This is a genomic window from Natronosalvus amylolyticus (genome assembly GCF_024298845.1).
Taxonomy (GTDB): domain Archaea; phylum Halobacteriota; class Halobacteria; order Halobacteriales; family Natrialbaceae; genus Natronosalvus; species Natronosalvus amylolyticus.
On sequence record NZ_CP101156.1, the window covers coordinates 2,293,819 to 2,313,559 of the forward strand.

Sequence of the window (19,741 nt, forward strand, 5' to 3'; positions counted from 1 at the left end):
ATGTAAACCTCTCGGCATCATGATGAAACAGGACCAATCCGGCTGGATGGAACTGGTGCTCGATTTGGGAGAATTGAGCGTCGAATCCGTTAGCGAACGCGCGCTCGAGCCAACGCGATCACGAGGAGGGCACCGATGGCAGCCCCGATACCGAAGCCGGGAACATCATCGTCGAACTCGAACTCGGGAGCATCATGAGCGTCACTTTCGTCGTCAGCACTGCCCCCATCGTCAGTGTCGCTTTCGCCAGTACTCTCCTCCCCATCACCGTCATTCGAGTCAGCCGCAACGTCGATCGAGACACTGGTGACGGAGCGATCGTTACCAGTCTCGAGGTGATAAAAGATGGGAGATTTACACGTGCTGGGTAATAGTGCCAGAGAGTGAGGTTTGTTCACGCCCTTTTACGGAGGCCTAACATACCAGCTGCCAGAAGGGCGAGTACTGCGGTGATGAAACCGAACCCGGGCAAGCTGTCGGAGCTTCCACCATCGTCGTCATCGCTGGTAGCCATTTCGTCGTCTTCGTCGCTCTCGCCCTCAACGGCGTCATCGTCATCTCCGTCATCATCATCTGCGTCGTCTTCGTCGCTGCCGTTCTCATCGACGTCATCCTCGTCGCTCTCGACTTCATCTGCGTCGTCTCCGTCACTGTCGTCCTCATCGGCATCACCCTCGTCGACATCATCTTCGTCGCTGTCATCTTCATCTGCGTCGCCTTCGTCACTGTCGTCCTCATCGGCATCACCTTCGTCACTGTCGTCTTCATCTGCGTCGTCTTCGTCACTGTCGTCCTCGTCACTGTCGTCCTCGTCACTGTCATCTTCATCTGCGTCGTCTTCGTCACTGTCGTCCTCGTCGTCCCCGGACTCGTCATCACCCGGCCCTGGCGATGACGAAGGCTCGAGGGCATCCGCCGACTCGCTCACCGCGTCTAGTCCCGCAGCCAGCGCTTCGGGTGACGACTGCGATTCCACAAGGTCGTGCAACTCTGTTACCGCCTCGTCGTAGTCGGCCAGACTCGAGTCTGTCACCTGGCCGTCGATCTCGTCGGATACCTCCTCCAGAAGTGACGTGACGTTGTCGATAAAGAGGGCGAAATCTCCGTTGTCGTCGTAGATTTCACCCTCGAGGGCCTGGTCGAATTCTTCCACGATCGTCCCTGCTGCAGGGCTGTCGAACTCCTCGGAAACCCCTTCGAAGCTGGTGCTTGCGTTCTCCAGGGCCGTCTTCGCTACCGGATCGAGTGTTTCTTCCTGCTCTTCGATGGCGACGAACGTCACGTCGGTGTCGTCCGGACTCTGGACGACAACTTCGATCGACGGCGCGTCGGCTTGTGTCGTCTCGTACGTGAACTCGCCCTCGAGGGACGTCGAGGCGTCTACCGTGTGCGTCTCCGTAGCAACGGTCGATCCGTTCACGAGGAGGTCGACTTGCTGCGTTCCCGATTCGATCCCCGTATTCGTCACTTCGTAGGGGAGCGTTAGTGTCTCCCCGACAACAACCTCCGTATCGACTGCCTGGAGTTCGACCGCGAAGTACCAGCCCTCGAGTTCCGCTGCCGCGTCGTTCAGCGCATCCAGTTCGAGAGCGAGGGTCTCTGCGTCGGCATCCTCCTCGAGGGCCGTTTCCAGCGATGAGACGGCGTCGCCGTACGCGCCGAAGCTCGCCGTTGATACGTGGCCCTCGAGGTCGTCGATAACCGCTTCGGTGTGGGGGTAGACATCCTCGAGCAGCGAGGCATACTCGGACTCGTCCTCGTATGCACCCTCGTCGAGGCCCGCATCTACCTCGGCGACGAGTGCCTCAGCCGCGGTACTATCGTAGGCGTCGGCCAGTTCATCGAACGCATCGCGCGCGTTCTCCAGCGCTGTTCGCTCGATCGGGACGACCTCGCCCTGGACGTCAACGGGGATGGTCTGGAATCCCTGGAAACCACTTTCATCGACGATCACCAAGGTCACGGGGTGCATACCGGGTTCCTCGAATGTCCAAGTGGTCTCGACGTTTGCAGTCGTTGTGTCAATCGTCCCGTCTCCAGTGAAGTCCCAGCGGTACTCCTCGACGTCACCATGTCGCGGGTTTGACTCGCCAGCGTCGAAGGTGATCGACTGCCCGGCGACGGGCTCTGCTGGCGCGAACTCGAATGTCGCCAGCGGGTTGCGCTGCCCGGTGTAGGGAACGTACATCGACGTGGTTCGCACGTGGTCTCTGAGACCAGAGTTCTCGACGACAACATACGCAGAGTTGTCACCGAACCATGCGTCGAACTCGTAGTTCAGCGTCTGCGTTTCACCGGGCTGGAGTTCAAAGTCGTCGGTCACGTCGTCAACGGGTTCCCCCCAGTCCAGTTCGAGCGCCACGTTGACGACGACGTCGGCTGGATTGTGGACAGTAACGTCGACCTCGATCGTGTCACCCTGTCGTACCTCGGTCTTCGATAGCGACAGATCCACCACTTCGGGGGCGCGAGACTCCCGAAGCGCGGAGACACCTCCGGTATCTGTAATGAGAACGGTCCCGTTCGAAACAGTGGTGTGGTACCGCCCCGCCAGACTCGATTCGGCTACCGGTTCGCCCGTCGCTAGGTCGAGCGTGCTGGTATACGGCGACAAACCGGTGTGGGGGGCATAGAGCACTCCATCGCCTGCGGTGAGATCGCGCTTCTCTCTCCCCGGAGAGTCGTAGCGTTGCTCCCACATGAGTTCGCCTGTTTCCAGATCGAATGCATAGTGGACTGTCAAAGGATCCGGATAGTACGCCGCACTGACGAGCGTCTCGTCTGTCACGACGAGATCATAGTGACGATCGTACTCGCCGATCTCGGTGTAGATGGTGTCCGGCGCCGCGTGCCAACGCTCATCCGATAGGTTCGCTGGATTCAGCGCGTAGATGTCGCCCACGTCGCGAAGCTCACTCGGCGTGGGGTTGTCTCCGCCGTGGTAGTATCGAGTGGCGACGAAGACGTCCTCGCCGTTCGAGGCGAGTTCGGCTGTGTACGTGTTCAGCGACCGACTGCTCACGTCGTTCAGCGAATCACGCTCCAGTGAGTACAACGTTCGATTCGCCTCAAAGACGATGTGGTCGTCGGTGGAGACGCCGTGCTGGATCGGCGCGTCTAGTGTCGGGGTGGACTCGTGGAGGTTGCCGGTATCGCGATCAATCGAGAGCAACGTGTCACCGTCGATCATGGGGACGTCGGGACTCTCCCTGAAGTATTCGCGGAGCTCCAGGAGCACTCCTTCCTCGTCGACAAGGAGGAAGTTTCCATTGAGTCGGTAATTTTCGGGGAACGTACTATAATCGTTCTCCCAGACGGCCGTTCCTGTCTCGACGTCGAGTGCGTATAGTCGCACGTGATACGTCTCGTCCCCCAACGCGAGATCACCGGTGTAGTGCTCGGTCGTGAAGTAGACGACCCCGTCGACGACAACATGCCGCTCGATACTCAACTGATCCTGGCCGTCCTCGTCTGCGACCTCTGGCGCGTACTCCCACTTGACCTCGCCCGTCTCGAGATCGATTGACTGAATCGCCGTCTCGTTGTGAACGATGACGAAACCATCGCCGACCAGCGGTGGATTCATACCGCCGTCGAACTCGAGAGTCCAGACCTCCTGGAGCGGCCCGCCGGGTGCGTTCGTGTACGGGTTGTTGTTCGCTCCCGCCGCGTCGAAATGCTCGTGGCCCCAGTCGTGGTTCGGATCTGGGTGACTCACCGAGACGACCGCCGACTCGGGGCGGGGATCTGGCAGGAGCTCGCCCGTTCCGGCTTCCAGCGTAGTGATCTCGTACTCACCCGTCGACGTTACCTCGAATGAAATGTCGATCGTCCGATCCTCACCAGGATCGAGCGTCACGTTACTCACGTGCTCTTCAGGCTGTATCGGGGATAGCGGCCCGTACACCTCGAAGACGATAGACGACGTATCCGTTACATCCCCGACGTTCGTCACGGTCGCTTCGGCCGTGATGATGTCACCAGGTTCGGCCTCCACTGTCGAGACCTCGACAGCGGAGACGGCAATCGATGTCGGTTCAGTTGTGTACATCACGTAGTCGGCGTTCGTATTACCGAGCTCCCAGTGCGTTCGCGCCACTACAAACGTAGTCTCACCCACGGGTGCGACGGCATCCGCCCAGCCCACATCCGACATGTCACCCGTGTCGGGTGGAACGTCGAGTGTCCAGTTCACTGAGAAGTCAGTGTCGAGCGAGCGGAGTAACCCGTCGGCGGTCGGGACGATGAGCTCGTCGCCGTCGACGGCGATATCCTTGATTTCCTCACTAGCGAGGGACTGGGCGAGCACTACGCCCGTGTCAGGATCGATCGCGTAGAGGGATTGATCGTTCGCGACGAACGCAGTCCCATCGACGAAGACCGGTTCGAGGTCGCTATCACCCTCGAACTGAGTTCGCCAGTGCAGGGTTCCATCTTCGACATCGATAGCGAGGAGCGACGGGGGATTGTTGATGCCGTCGACCCACCCGCTCTCGACCGACACGTACAGGAGGCTGTCTTGGACGGTCGGTCCAGCGACGACGTCCCCGGTGAGGACATCGTCGATCTCCCACTCGAGGTCGCCCGTGGAACCATTCAGCGCACCGACGACATCGTCGGTGACGTAGTATACCGTCTCGTCGTCCGCGTCAAACGTGAACAGGTCATCTGAGACACCCTCACTCCAGATGAGCGATCCGTCCTCGGGATCGAAGGCGTGGAGCGTCCGCGGTGACGTGAACTCATAGACGTACACGTGCTCCCCAACGACGGCTGGAGTCCCGCTACTGAGACTGACGCCCGCGTCCGATGTGCTCCACAGTTCGGTTCCGTCCACCGCATCGTAGGCGACGAGTTCACCCGCGGCGAATTCACTTACTGTCACGTAGACACGCCCGTCAGCGACTGTTGGAGGGGACGTGGAAGATCCCGGGAGGTCCGCAACCCACTGCGTCTCACCGGAGGGATCGACCGCTACGAGCCGATCCGATCCCTCCATGACGTAGGCGGTGTCTCCCGATGTCGCGACCCCATCACTTCCGAAATTATCGTTTTCCCCTCGGACAGTATTGTTGATACGAACTGCTGGGGTCGATTCATCGTCTTGGGTATCATTCTTCGCCAACGACTGGAGGTTCGTCGCGTGTTCGTTGCTGATTGCGGGTGACTCCGAAAGACTTGCAACAGCTGTATCGTCAATTTCCCCGGTCGCAGCGTGCACGACACCGCTGGACACGACGAGGAGAATAAGTACAAGTCCTGCCACGAGTAAATACCGTCGAGACGACTCGACGCCGAAACGTTCACCCGTCACACGCCACCTCTCCCACGTTCTGCTCAACCGACGCGATCGATTGAATCGCGTTCCTACTACATTCAACCCACGTCCCTCGAGGTCGCCCTAACGACGGCCTCCCGTCGTCGGCTTGCCTCGCGAGCCCACCGCTTGTCACGTCCATACGTGCAAACGATTTTTCCCGAATATGAGCGTTATCTGACTTCGACAGTATCTCGTAGGTTAGCTCGAGCTAACCTACATCGATGTTGGATCCGAATCGGCTCGTTTGAGATAGCGTCTACAGTCACCAATGTTGGTCCTCTCTATCGGGCGAAATATCGGTAATTATATCAGAATGTGTGACTTTCAACGCATAGCAATCCGACCATGGTTCTTGAGGAGGTCCACTTCCGAGTCGCATACCTCGTTGCAGCGGTCGGTGTCTTGTTCTTGCTCCGACGGCCGTTGCGCTACCCCAATCGGCCCGGAAGCAAGTGGTTCGCGGTGACAATCGTCGCGACCTCGCTCTGGCTCGGCTGTGTAGGACTCTACTACTTTGTTCACAGTTTGACTGGCTCGTTGATCCTGTACACTACCGTCCAGTTTGTGATTACAATTTGTTTCATCAGCTGGTTTCTCGTCGCCGTCGAGTTCGCGACGGGTCGACGCCCGGCCAAGTCGCTCGTCCTCTTTCTTGCGGCACTCGCCATCGTCCATTTCATCGTGCTCTGGACCAACTTCTTCTGGGTACACGACCTTGCCTACCGGTCTAATGCGTGGGTTGACGACACTGGTGGCATCCGAATCGCTGGCGGGCCGCTATATTGGGTTCATATCGTCTCTATGTACGTTCTGGTGTTCCTCTCGACGACGCTCTACGTCTCACAATGGGCGAGTTCCAGTGGCCTCCGTCGCCGACAGGCAGCCATTCTGGCAATGACTCCTGCCGTTGGAGTAGGCGCAAACTTGCTGTTGCTGCTCGACGTCGGCCTCCTCGGGTTTGATCCGACGCCGATCGGCGTCATCGTCGGCGTTGTGCTCATGGGTTGGGCACTGTACCGAGCGGAGTTCCTCGACGTCACTCCGATTGCCAGGCAAACCGTCGTCGAGCGAATGGCCGACGCCGTGATTATCATCGACGATCGGAACCGAGTCGTCGACTGGAATCGTGCTGCACTCGAGCTTTTCGACGTCGGTGGCCCAGTTGCTGGGATGGCAACTGAGGCGTTTTTCCACCCTGTGTCATCTGAAACGCTCGAGGTGCTCGTAGAGACGGAGCGAGCCGAAGCAGAGATTACCTTCGAGCGGGACGGACGACGACGATACGCGTTGGTGTCGATCGATCCCGTCGAAGGCGATGCGTTCGAACCCCTTGGCCGAGTGATCGTCGCACGCGATGTCACGGGGATCAAGCGACGCGAACAACAGCTCATCAAGCAAAACGAGTATCTCGACGAGTTCGCTGGCATCGTCTCACACGATATGCAGGGACCGTTGATGCAAATTCGCCTGAACACGGATCTCGCACGAAGAACGAACGACGTCTCGAGTCTGGACTCCGTGCTCGATGCAACTGACCGAATGCGTCGACTTGTCGACGACCTGCTCGACCTTGCACGGACGGGCCACCAACTAGACGACCTCGAGCCGGTCGAGTTCGCTGATCTGGCCAATACCGCCTGGGGCTGCGTGTGGACTCCCGAGGCCGAGCTCGTCGTCGAGAACGACCAGACCGTACTCGCAGATCCCGATCGGTTACAGCAGTTACTGGAGAACATCTTTCGAAACAGCGTCGAACATGCCTCTGTGGACGATCGGCCACAGATAGGGGATCGACCACTGGCAGTGGATCACTCCAACGCAGCCAACGGTCAAACGATGACGGGAGCGGACGAGTCAAAGGAAGTCGGTGACGCCACGGCCAATGGGGTGCGTGTCCGCATCGGATCGCTCGTCGACGGCTTCTTCATCGAGGACAATGGCACAGGAATCCCAGTGGAACTACGCGAGCGCGTCTTCGAACGCGGGTATTCCACCTCCGAGGACGGAACGGGACTTGGCCTCAGCATTGTTAGCCACATCGCTGGCGCACACGGATGGTCGGTCTGTGCCACAGAAAGCGCACAGGGTGGAGCTCGCTTCGAGATCACTGGCGTCGACACTGTCGAGTAAGCAACGCCAAGAGTCAGTCTCGAGGGATCAGTGAGATTCTTCGAGTGCGTCGATGCGTTCGCACAACTCGAGGTACCGCTCGTCGGCCTCAAGGTGGTCGGGCGAGAAACATGATTCGAGGATCGACCGTTTCGCTGTCAGGGCTGCTCGTTCGCGTTCCACCGCGTCCTCGTCCAGTCGACGAAGCTGGGATTCAATGGCTTCGGTCGCGGTCGATTGCATGATCGGCTTCCGTCGAATGTCGTCGGCGTCTACCCTGTACAGGTCGACTCCAGGCCGGTCGTCCACAAAGACAATGGTTCGACAAGAATCACCGACGATACTGGTGAGATCGGTTGGATCGACACCTGGAACCCCCTCGTCTACCAGCACGACATCAGCGCCAGCGTCGACGAGGGACTCGAGTTCGTCGACGTTGTGTGCTCCCACCGTACGGTAACGGTCGTTCAGCCACTGCCGATACATGTCCGTCACTCGACGGTCACCATCTGCGAAGAGGATCGTCGGCGTCGATGGCTCGAGGTGGCTCATTGACCATGTCACGGCCGCCTCGAAGATCGTCTCCATATCGGCCCCTGCGGTGGTGAGGTCGTATTCGACCCGAAGGGGTGACTCGCTCACGATTCGTCGTTCGACGAGGTTCACCTCACAGAGTTCGTCAAGTGTCTTTGAGAGCACGTTCCCCGAAATATTCGGTAGCGCTTTGAGGAGTTCATTGAATCCGAGGGGGCCGTCCTCCATGAGCGTAAGAAGGACAACCGGTTGCCACTTCTTCGAGAGCAGTGAAAGAACTTCGAGGATCGCGGCTTGCTCGCGTGATACGCCGTCCTCGGAATGATCCATGCAGTTCGGTGTGGCCGAGATAGCAAAGTTCTTCGGTATCAATTCATTATCGAGGGCGTCTGTACGCGAGCCGACGTGTTTCAACAGGTACCGAAACAGATACTATTGGCTGAAAGAAACCAGAGACATGAACGTGGCGGGTCCCGTCGATCTTCTCCTGGTCGAAGACGATCTCGAAGACGCCCGCACTGTCCAACGATTGTTCACGCGGTCCCAGGGGCTCGATCGTGGAGCCACCGGTAGTGGACGTAACGGTGACGTGAGGGTCGAACACGCGGATCGGCTGGCGGACGCGCTGGAGGCACTCGAAGAAAGATCCCCAGACGCCGTGCTTCTCGATCTCATGCTTCCGGACAGTGCCGGAATCGATACCGTAGACGCCGTGGTTGAGCGTGCACCGACAGTTCCGATCGTCGTCCTGACCGGACAGAGCGACGTCGATATCGGTGTCGAGGCGATCCGACGAGGTGCACAGGATTATCTCGTCAAAGGAACGCTCACTGCGGAGTTGCTCGTTCGAACACTCAGGTACGCCATCGAACGTGCCCACACCCAGCACGAGCTCAGAGAACAGAATCACCACCTCGCACTCTTACACCAATTCGTCAGAACGGACGTTCGAACCGACGCAAACATGATAATGGGGTGGAGCGACCATCTGGAAGACCGCGTCGACCGCGCTGATCAACCCGTCATCGAACGACTGCTCGATACGAGCCGACACTTGCTCGACCGAACCGACGCCGCAGCGGATTTCCTGGACGTACTCGAGACACGCGAACACGATCTCGAGCCGACCAACCTTTCGTCGATGTTGGAAGGAGAGATAGAACGCGTGAGCCACGAGACCGACGCCGATATCACCCTTAAGCGATCGAGCCCGAATCCAGAGGACGAACCGGTTTTCGTCGAAGCTACCTCGATGCTCGAGATCGCCTTCAAACACCTCTTCGAGAACGCGGTGATCCACACCGATCGCGAGACGCCACAAATCACCGTGACTACTACAGTTGGCGATGATCGAGTCCGAGTGGCCATCGCTGATGACGGGGTCGGAATTCCGGATGTGCAAAAAGAGCGGCTCACCGACCCGATGGCTAGATTCGATAATCTCTCCGGCATGGGCCTGGGCCTCTACATCGTGACCACACTCCTCGAAGAGTTCGGCGCTGACCTCGAGATCGAAGATAACGATCCCCGAGGAACAATCGTCACGACGACGTTCGATCGCTCGAATCCAGCCTAACTCCACCCGCGTTTTTTCGGCGGCGATCCGTGCCTCACCTGACGTCCCGGTCGACAAGTGGATTGTCGAAGGTGAAGATTGATGTCTGAGTCGATAGGTGAACGCAGCCAGTGAGCACTCTCGAGCGTCGTCTATGGGGACAAACGGCGTCAATCCCCGTTATGACCTCTCCGTTCAAGCGCTCATCTTGGATGGACCGGCCGAACTCGAGGTGTTAGAAAATCGAACAACCATTTTCAAAGTAGACGGTCAGAACGCCATAGTCGACGGCGGGGCTGTCAATCAGACGTCTCTTCGCACTCCCCGGAATCGGGTCGACAGTGCGAAGAGGAGGACAGCGAGGACGGCGGCAAGCACGCCGAAACCTGGGATACTGTCGTCGTCGGATCCCTCGGTGTCGACTGCGTCTGCAGGACCATCGTCGTCAACGGAACCGTCATCGACCTGCGTGTCGTCGTCCTGCGAATCATCCGTGTCGTCTTCATCGCTGTCATCCGCGTCGGTGTCATCTTCGTCGCTATCGTCTTCATCAGCATCGTCTGTGTCGTCCTCATCGGCATCATCTTCGTCGCTATCGTCTTCATCAGCGTCATCGGCATCGTCTTCGTCGCTATCGTTATCAGTTGCGTCCGAGTCGTCGGCATCATCGTCGTCCGCGTCATCCTGCGAATCATCTTCGCCGTCCGAGTCGTCCGCGTCGTCTGAGCCACCCGAGCCATACCCACCATCGGCGTCATCCTCGTCGCTATCGTCATCGTCAGCATCGTCCTCATCCGAATCGGCAACCGAGAACGTCAGCGTCTCAGTTGCTTCGTTACCGGCTTCGTCGGCGACGTGGAATGTCACGTCGTAGCTTCCGCCGTCGGCAACCTGGTGTGTGTGAGTCGTTCCACTCGAGTCGATCGACGTCTGCTCGGAATCGGTCTGTGACTCGCCGTCGACGACCAACTCGATCGAGCTCACGTCGATGCCCGAGAGATCGTCTTCGTAGGTGAACTCGAGGGTCACGGTCTCGGTTCCCGCGTCGAACTCGTGGCCGTCAGCGGGTCCGATCGAATCGATTGTCGGAGCGGTCGTGTCGGTGATTACGGCCCCGTACGTCGAGAAGCCCGACACGCTGCCGACGAGATACGGATCATCGCCGATTCCGTAATCCACTGAGGTGTCCTCGATCGCCGTCCACTCACCGGTTGTCGAGTCGTAGTGAGCCAGGTCCACGTCGGTCGCATCGAAACCGGCCGGGAGTTCATCCTCGTCGATCGCCATTGCGATCTCGGCTCCCTCGAGGTGGGTGTCGAGCAGTCCGGGGAGTTCGGTCTGCAAGAAGCCGACGCCGTGAGCGCCGTCCTCGAGGTTCGCGTTGGTTTCACTCTCGGCGAGTGCTAGCGCCAGGTTCTCAGCCTGGACGGCCGCATTGACGTCATCGACCACATCGAGGATGATCTGTACGTCGAGTCCTTCGATCTCGATGACGTCATCCTCGAGCGTGAACGGGTAGTGGACCACGGACGAGGAGGCGTTGCCCTCGTTACCGGCGCGGTCGATTCCGGTCACGTCGACGGTGTGCTCGCCCGACTCATTGCCGAATTTGAGCGCTCCCGTGAAGGTCGTGTTGTCAGCGTTGCTCGAGTCGATCGTCACCGACGGATCGTCGTCCATCGTGGACGCGCTCGTGGAGATGTCCTCGACGGTCACTTCGATCTCGGGTTCGTCAACGAGCGGTTCGTCACTCTCGACGATGATGGTGGCGTCGTCGCCCGTGACATCCTCGAGGCTGACCGACAGCGTTGGATCCTCGCGGTCGATCACGAGCGTCTCGTCGGCGTCGACCGTTCCTGCGTGATCGAGTTCGTCAACCGCGATGACCGACAGCGCGTACTCGCCGTCGTCAGGGAGGTTCTGGAACGGAACGTCGGCAATCCAGGTGTCCCCGGCGTCGTGGGTCGCGTCCGCGGGGACGACGTACGTCGTCTCGAGCGAGTCGATCAACAGCGTCACCCTCTCGAGGTCGAGATCGGCCTCGACGTCGATCGTCACGCTGGCGTCGTCGTTCGCGTACACCACGTCGTTTCCAGTTGCGGGGTCGGTCTCTGTCGAGTAGCCGTCGACATCGACGATAGTCGGTTCGACCACTGGATCGGAAACGTCGATCCACCCGGCGTTCATGCCACCGAGTTGGAGGTCGTAGTGACCAGGCTCGTCCGGGGTGAACGTGATGTTGATCGCTCCCAGGTGGTAGAACCCGGGCGAAAGCGTCACGTTCTGGGTTCCCACCACTTCGGTCTCACCCGTCTCGTCGTGTGTCGCCGTCAGTTCGATCTCTTCGGTCCCTTCGATATTGCCCGCCTGGTAGATAGACCCGACCACGTGCGTCTCCTGGCCGTAGGCAATCTCGCTCTCGGTGGCAGCTGCCGCAATCACCTGGATATCGGATTCGGCAGGTTCGACGTCCACCGAGCCGGCGTTCCTGCCATCGAGTTCGAGATCGTAGTGACCCGGTTCGTCCGGTGTGAAGGAGATATTCAGTGCACCCAGGTGATAGTATCCCGGCTCGAGCGTCACATTTTGTGTGCCGATAACCGCCGTCTCGCCTGTTTCGTTGTGCGTCGCCGTCAGTTCGATTTCTTCGGTTCCTTCGATATTGCCCGCCTGATAGATTGACCCGATTACGTACGTCTCCTCGCCCTCGATCAGTTCGACGTCAGCGGTGGACGCCGCAATCACCCGGATATCGGACTCGGCAGGTTCGACATCCACCGAGCCGGCGTTCCGGCCATCGAGTTCGAGGTCGTAGTGGCCCGGTTCGTCCGGGGTGAAGGTGATGTTGAGCGCACCCAGGTGGTAGTATCCCGGCTCGAGCGTCACATTTTGTGTGCCGACGACCTCCGTCTCGCCCGTCTCGTTGTGCGTCGCCGTCAGTTCGATCTCTTCAGTTCCCCCCACGTTCCCTGCCTGGTAGATCGACCCGATCACGTACGTCTCCTCGCCCTCGATCAGTTCGACGTCAGCAGTCGACGCTGCAATCACCTGAATATCCGAGACGGCTGGTTCTACCTCCACCCAGCCGGCGTTCCGACCATCGAGTTCGAGGTCGTAGTGACCCGGTTCGTCTGGGGTGAAGGTGATGTTGATCGCTCCCAGGTGGTAGTATCCCGGCTCGAGCGTGACTTGCTGGGTTCCAACCACTTCGGTCTCGCCCGTCTCGTTGTGCGTCGCCGTCAGTTCGATTTCTTCGGTCCCTTCGATATTGCCCGCTTGGTAAATGCTGCCGATTACGTACGTCTCCTCGCCTTCGATCAGTTCGACGTCAGCAGTCGAGGCCGCGATTACCTGAATATCCGAGACCGCTGGTTCTACCTCCACCCAGCCGGCGTTCCGACCACCTAACTCGAGGTCGTACGTCCCTGGCTCGTCCGGCGTGAAGGTGATATTTATCGCACTCAGGTAGTATGTACCCGGTTCCGCCGTCACCTCCTGGCTTCCAACGACGTGCGTCTCGTTCGTCTCCTGATTGGTCGCGGTCAGCTCGATCTCCTCGGTCGCCGTGTCGCTCCCGTTCTGGTAGATGCTGCCGATCACGTGCGTCTCCTCGCCCTCGATCAGTTCGACGTCAGCAGTAGATGCCGCGATGACCTGGATATCGGTGACGACCTCCTCGACGTAGACCGTCCCCGCGTACGTGCCACCGAGTTCGAGGGTGTAGTTGCCGGTCTGCTCGGGCTCGAACGTCACGTTCAATGCGCCCAGGTGATAGTATCCCGGCTCGAGTGTCACGTCCTGGGTTCCCACGACCGTCTCCGTTCCGTCCTCGTGGGTCGCCGTCAGCTCGATCTCTTCGGTCCCTTCGATATTGCCAGCCTGGTAGACCGACCCGATCACATAGGTCTCCTCGTTCTCGGAAATCTCGACGTCAGCAGTCGACGCCGCGATCACCTGAATGTCGGTGACGGCTTCCTCAACGTCCACCGAGCCGGCGTTCCGGCCATCGAGTTCGAGGTCGTAGTGGCCTGGATCGTCCGGTGTGAAGGTGATGTTAATCGCTCCCAAGTGGTAGTATCCCGGCTCGAGCGTCACGTTCTGGGTGCCGACGACCTCCGTCTCGCCCGTCTCGTTGTGCGTCGCCGTCAGTTCGATCTCTTCAGTTCCCTCCACGTTCCCTGCCTGGTAGATCGACCCGATCACGTACGTCTCCTCACCCTCGATCAGTTCAACGTCAGCAGTAGATGCCGCGATCACCTGAATGTCCGTTACGGCAGGTTCGACGTCCACCGAGCCGGCGTTCCGGCCATCGAGTTCGAGGTCGTAGTGGCCCGGTTCGTCTGGGGTGAACGTGACGTTCAGTGCACCCAGGTGATAGTATCCCGGCTCGAGCGTCACATTCTGCGTGCCGACGACCTTTGTCTCGCCCGTCACGTTGTGCGTCGCCGTGAGTTCGATTTCTTGGGTTCCTCCCACGTTCCCTGCCTGGTAGATCGAGCCGATTACGTAGGTCTCCTCGCCCTCGATCAGTTCGATGTCAGCGGTGGACGCCGCAATTACCTGGATATCGGACTCGGCAGGTTCGACGTCCACCGAGCCGGCGTTCCGATCACCCAGTTGCAGGTCGTAGTGGCCCGGCTCGTCTGGGGTGAAGGTGATGTTGATCGCTCCCAGGTGGTAGTATCCCGGCTCGAGTGTGACCTCCTGGGTGCCGACGACCTTTGTCTCGCCCGTCACGTTGTGCGTCGCCGTGAGTTCGATTTCTTGGGTTCCTCCCACGTTCCCTGCCTGGTAGATCGAGCCGATTACGTACGTCTCCTCGCCCTCAATCAGTTCGATGTCAGCGGTGGACGCCGCAATCACCTGGATATCGGACTCGGCAGGTTCGACGTCCACCCAGCCGGCATTCCGGCCATCGAGTTCGAGATCATAGTGACCGGGTTCGTCCGGCGTGAAGGTGATGTTGATCGCCCCGAGGTGGTAGTATCCCGGCTCGAGCGTCACGTTCTGGGTTCCCACCACTTTGGTCTCGCCCGTCACGTTGTGCGTCGCCGTGAGTTCGATTTCTTGGGTTCCTCCCACGTTCCCCGCCTGGTAGATCGACCCGATCACGTACGTCTCCTCACCCTCGATCAGTTCGGTGTCAGCGGTGGACGCTGCAATCACCTGAATATCGGACTCCGCGGGTTCGACGTCAACCGAGCCGGCGTTCCGGCCATCGAGTTCGAGGTCGTAGTGACCCGGTTCGTCCGGTGTGAACGTGATGTTGATCGCCCCGAGGTGGTAGAAGCCTGGCTCGAGCGTGACTTCCTGGCTGCCGATAACCTCCGTCTCGCCCGTCTCGTTGTGCGTTGCCGTCAGTTCGATCTCTTCAGTTCCCCCCACGTTCCCTGCCTGGTAGATCGACCCGATCACGTACGTCTCCTCACCCTCGATTAGTTCGGTGTCAGCAGTCGACGCCGCGATTACCTGGATGTCCGAGTACTGGTCCACGACCGTCACCGAGCCGACGAAGAAGCCGTCGAGTCCCAGGTCGAACTCGGCGCTATCTTCGCCCGATGGCAGATCCGAAGCCGTCGGTGTCCACTCGAGTTCTACGAGACCGGGGTTGGCACCCGGATCGACGGTGACGGTCGCCCCGTCGACGACGCCGCCGTCGGCGGTCAGGTTGACCGTGTAGTCCTCGTCCGGTACGTCGCCGCCGTTGTACAGGTCGGCGGTAACGGTGAGGGTGTCTCCGAGCGTCACAGACGTCTCGTCCGCGTCCGCTCCGTAGATAAACACGTCGGCGCTCGCGAGGACGGTGACGGTTCCCACCGCCACGCCGTCGATGGACACGTCGAACTCACCCGGTTCGTCAAGCTCGTGCGTGATCGAGACCGTTTCGGACTCGTTGACGTCGAGCGTGACCGTCTCGTTCGCCACGGCCTCGCCGTTCACCTCGAGCGGGATCGTGAGCTCCCCGTCGGCAAGCCCGACGTTCGTCACCTGTGCGGTGACCGTGACCGACTCGCCCTGCACGACCTCGTCGGTCGACAGCGACGGGTGGGTGATCGACGCCTGGGGCGAGGTGTCCGCGAAGACGCCGAACGCCGAGAACTCGGTGACGTTCGTCGCGTAGACGAACCGCCCGTCCGTATCGACGCCGACATCGTAGGACGCCTCACTCGGCGACTCCCAGGTGCCGCTTTCGTCATATCGCCAGAGCTCGAGTGTGGCCTCATCGAGACCGTCTACAGCCCCTTCGTCGTAGTGGAACCCGAGTTCTGTCAAGAGAGGCGAGTCGCCGTTCGCCGTCACGTTCACGTACGCGTCGATCGGATAGCCCGTATCCGGCATCGTCTCCGGAGCCGACGTTCCGTCGATAGTGACGTCCTGGGCGTCAAACGAGAGCGTCGATCCCTCGAGGTGGATTCGCTCGAAGGAGGTGTCCGTCGTGGGCCCGACCGAAACGTCGGTGGCGCTGTTAGTTACCGTCACGTTCGACACGTGGTTATCGACCCCGTAGACGAAGAGACCAGTTCCGGCATCCGTGATGGAGACGTTGGATACCTCGTTGTTCGTCGGTGTCCCTACCATTCCCACGCCCGTCGATACGTTGCTGACCGTGACCTCAGAAACGACGCTGTCGGCGGCTGAGCCGGAGACGCTGAGGGCCGTTCCGGGTACGTCTTCGACGGTCAGGTTCGTGACGGTCGTACGGTCGGCCCATATTGCGAGCCCGTTCTGGCTACCAGAGACGCTGACGTCGACGAACTCGTTGTCGTCGTTGTTATCGTACTGACCTGGATCGAGGTAGAGAGCGTTAGATTCGCCACCGTATATTGAAAGACCGGTGAACGTGTTGTGATTCGCTTCACTTCCCATGTCGACAGCGTTACCAGTGCTGTTGATGATGGTGACGTCGGTGAACTCAGTTCCCACGGCGTTGCTGAGTCCGATTCCGTTTCCGTCCGTGTCTTCGACGGTCACCGACTCAAGTTCATTATAACTGGCGGCGGTGAGGTAGATCGCGGTTCCGTCATTTTCCGTCGCCGTCACGTTGGACAACGAGTTCCAGTCGCCGTTGATTCGAATTCCATGCCAGCCGTTGCCAGAGACCTCGACGCCGTCGAAGATGTCGCCGTTCGACGATTCAAGACTCAGTCCATATCGGTCGTTGTCGTGAGCTTCGATGTCCACGAGTGTGTTCGATGACGAACCGCTGGCCGTGCGGATACCGGCGCTGTTCTTGGAGGCGTTCACTCCGACGAACTCGTTGTTGCTCGCCGCCCATCTGAGATTGATCGCGCCCGGATTGAACCCACCGCCACCCCGCTCGGTGTCGTACGCGGTGACGTTCGTGAACGTGTTACCGCTGGCCGGGGCGTGTGTGGATCCACCCACGGTGAGCGCGCGGTTCTCGGTGTACCTGACCGTAAGGTTCGTCACCTCGTTGTCGTATGCGTTACCGAACGTGGCTCCGGTGCCTCCGTTCTCGACGAGTACGTCCGTAACCACACCGTCACTCCCGGCGAAACGCAGGCCGGTGTCCCAGCCGTCGATCGTCACGTCACTGATTGTGACGTTGTCCGCATCGTTGACGTGGATCCCGTACTGGGTCCCGTCGTCGTCCACGTCGATGCCCTCGATGGTGTGGCCCATCCCGTCGAGCACCACATCGTCTGCGGCGATCTCGATACATGTCTGGTTCCCGATGAGGTCACCCGCAAGCGTGTAGGTGCCCGGGAAGTGAATCACCGCACACTCCTCGAGTTCGGTAGCGTCACCCGATTGGATTGCGACTGGTGCGCTGTCGACGTCATCGTCGCTTCTCACGGTTACGTCGCCAAGACCCACGTCGCTCTCATCGGTCGACCACGACAGCTGTGTTGTCGTCTGTTCTCCGCTGTCGAGGGTGATGTCAGTGGCCGTGTCGACGACCGTTCCGTCGGTGTCCTCGAGTTCGATGGTCTGGGTTCCCTCGGTTCCCTCGTTACGCACGGTCACGTCGACCGTAATCGTCTCGCCGACCTCAACCGGCGCGTTCGTCGAGTCGATGGTTACCGCAAAGAACGGTTCGGCGTTGGGATCGACCGTCGTCCACGGATCGAATCGGACGTTCGAGCTCACGCTGTCGCCGTCACCGTTCGCCGTCGTTCCAGTCACTGGGTCGCTGACGAATCCGCTCGGTCCGTTCTCGTCACCCCACCAGTTCCAGCGGGCATCGACCTCGTCACCGTTGCTTCTCACACCGGTAGGGTTGCCGACGATGCTGTTGTTCCGGAGCGTGACATCTTCTGCGTCAACGTACACACCTCGGTCGCCGTTGTTCGAGATCGTGTTCTCCACGACGCTCGCGTTCACTGAGCCCCACCGGACGTGGATCCCGTCTCGATCGTTGTTCTCGACCGTGTTTGCCTCGATGTGCGTGTTCTCTACACCGTAACGGACGTGGATACCGTCTTCTTCCACACCTGTGATGGTGTTCTCACGAACGAGATGATTCTGGCCGTCTCGTTCTACTAACACCCCCATCATCATCTCACTGCCACCGGCAGTCATGGTGTTACTCACGTCGTTGTTGCTGACAGTTGACCCGGTGCCGCCGACGATCTGGATACCGTATCGAACGTTCTGTAACTCGTTGTCGTCGACTAATCCTCCTGTAGATTCTGTAATTACGATTCCACCATTGCCGCCTTCCAACCCATACGTAACCGTGTTATCAGTCACTTCTGCACCGTCGCTGTATGCAATGTGTATTCCTACCGGCACCCCACTGAGGTCGAACCCAGAGATGTCCGCGTTCGTGGAATTTACGACGAATATTTGACCAGCGTCCGGGTTGATACTCGGGTTATCCTCGTTTGTGACGTACACGATCGGGTTGCCGTCTACAGTATTCCCATCGACATCGTGGAGGAAGTACACAGGCTCCGGATCGGTACCACCCGTCACTAGTAGGCCAGTTTCAAATGTGTTGTCGTGTACCGTCGCGTCGACCGTCGAAGCAAGTCTGAGATCCGCTCGTGCGCTCGAGACCGTGTTATTCTCGATGAGCGGGGTATCGAGGCCCGAGGCGTAGATACCATAGTGGTTACCGTCAAGTCGATTGTCGACGATGTCGATCGAACTCGAGTCGCGCATCCAGATTCCGGTCCCCGTCATCCCTTCAATGTCGTTGTCACGAATCGTGCCTGACCAAACCTCGCCGAAGTGAACACCTCGAGAGGCGTTTGTGATCCTATTCCGTTCGGCTACGGCGTTCGATGATTCGCGGAAGTCGATCGCATGCCCGTCGTGCTGGACGTCGTTGTCGACGACGGTTATGTCACTCGAACCCCTGAAATGGATCGCCGGTGACCCACTCCCGAGCGTCTCCGGGTCACTGTTACCGATATTGTTCGCAATGGTGTTGCTCGATACCAGCGTTCCGCTCGACGAACCCGATGAGCGGTCAGTGGTCGCCCGAATCCCGTGATACTCGTTGTGGGTGATCGTATTGTTCGTAATCTCGACATTCTCCTGGGATGAGAACCTGTGGAAGACGATTCCGTTCTCGTTGTTCGCGGTAATCGTGTTCCCGTCGATTACCGTCCCGGTGACTTCGCTGAGATGAACACCGATGTCGTTCGCCGTCAAATGGTTGTCCCGGATTTCGACGTTGCTCGTCTCGGACGCCACGTGCACCCCTCGAGTGAAATCCCGAATCTCGAAGCCCTCGAGCGTGACGGCACTGGAATTAACGAAGACACCGGTCCACGTCTCATCGTCGGGAACCAGCGTCACGTCCCCGTTTGCGACCAGCGTCAGCCCGCCGGTATCGATCCACAGATCCTCCTCGTAGGTTCCGGACTCGACACAAACTGTCTCACTCCAGGTGGCGTTGGCGATCGCCGACTGAATAGACTCTCCGGATTCGACGGTCACGTCACACGACGCATCGCTGGCTGTTATTGTCGACCCCCCTGTGGACTCACTCGAGTCAGTGTCCGACGAACTCGAGTCGTCCCCTCCCTCACTATCCGTGGAACTCGAGTCGTCATCCGTGCTCGCCTGCGTTATCGACGTGTCCGTCAGCGAGCCCAACGCAGATTCCGTTGGCGCTGGCTCGTCCACCCCGACGCCGCTCGCTGCTGCGGCCGGTGCGATGACCGACGTGATCATCAGCACCGAAAAAAGGACTGCAAGAACGCGAATATGTACCGACCTTTGTGACTGTCGCGACTTCATGAGATATA

Annotated in this window: 6 protein-coding genes; 2 read left to right on the plus strand and 4 right to left on the minus strand. The window is 59.4% G+C overall.

Translation table 11 applies throughout. The annotated features are described in order from the left end of the window. Positions 1–89 precede the first annotated feature (89 nt). Both NLK60_RS10850 and NLK60_RS10855 read right to left on the minus strand, forming a co-directional pair. Entirely contained in the window at positions 90–398 is a 309-nt protein-coding gene (locus NLK60_RS10850; protein WP_254807812.1) for a hypothetical protein, read from the minus strand. Beyond that, positions 395–5,221: an outer membrane protein assembly factor BamB family protein gene (locus NLK60_RS10855; protein WP_254807813.1), complete on the minus strand. Its 4,827-nt coding sequence runs from the start codon at positions 5,219–5,221 to the stop codon at positions 395–397. The genes NLK60_RS10850 and NLK60_RS10855 overlap by 4 nt, the downstream gene beginning before the upstream one ends. 444 nt (positions 5,222–5,665) lie before the next feature. Between NLK60_RS10855 and NLK60_RS10860 the strand changes: the two genes are divergently transcribed. Next, positions 5,666–7,450, plus strand: coding sequence for a histidine kinase N-terminal 7TM domain-containing protein (locus tag NLK60_RS10860; protein ID WP_254807814.1), 1,785 nt, complete (start codon positions 5,666–5,668; stop codon positions 7,448–7,450). A gap of 27 nt (positions 7,451–7,477) precedes the next feature. On the opposite strand, the gene NLK60_RS10865 is transcribed toward NLK60_RS10860, so the two are convergent. Further along, complete coding sequence (locus tag NLK60_RS10865) at positions 7,478–8,293, minus strand: winged helix-turn-helix transcriptional regulator (protein WP_254807815.1); 816 nt, start codon at positions 8,291–8,293, stop codon at positions 7,478–7,480. 127 nt (positions 8,294–8,420) lie between these two features. Here NLK60_RS10865 and NLK60_RS10870 point away from each other — a divergent pair, with 127 nt between their 5' ends. Further along, entirely contained in the window at positions 8,421–9,539 is a 1,119-nt protein-coding gene (locus NLK60_RS10870) for a hybrid sensor histidine kinase/response regulator (protein ID WP_254807816.1), read from the plus strand. 282 nt (positions 9,540–9,821) lie between these two features. On the opposite strand, the gene NLK60_RS10875 is transcribed toward NLK60_RS10870, so the two are convergent. Further along, positions 9,822–19,667, minus strand: coding sequence for a right-handed parallel beta-helix repeat-containing protein (locus NLK60_RS10875; protein WP_254807817.1), 9,846 nt, complete (start codon positions 19,665–19,667; stop codon positions 9,822–9,824). Positions 19,668–19,741: the final 74 nt, after the last annotated feature.

Excerpts from the sequence above, each read along its gene's own strand:
- NLK60_RS10870 (WP_254807816.1), top strand. The coding sequence starts at position 8,421 with ATGAACGTGGCGGGTCCCGTCGATCTTCTCCTGGTCGAAGACGATCTC.
- NLK60_RS10865 (WP_254807815.1), bottom strand. The coding sequence starts at position 8,293 with ATGGATCATTCCGAGGACGGCGTATCACGCGAGCAAGCCGCGATCCTC.
- NLK60_RS10875 (WP_254807817.1), bottom strand. The coding sequence starts at position 19,667 with ATGATCACGTCGGTCATCGCACCGGCCGCAGCAGCGAGCGGCGTCGGG.
- NLK60_RS10860 (WP_254807814.1), top strand. The coding sequence starts at position 5,666 with ATGGTTCTTGAGGAGGTCCACTTCCGAGTCGCATACCTCGTTGCAGCG.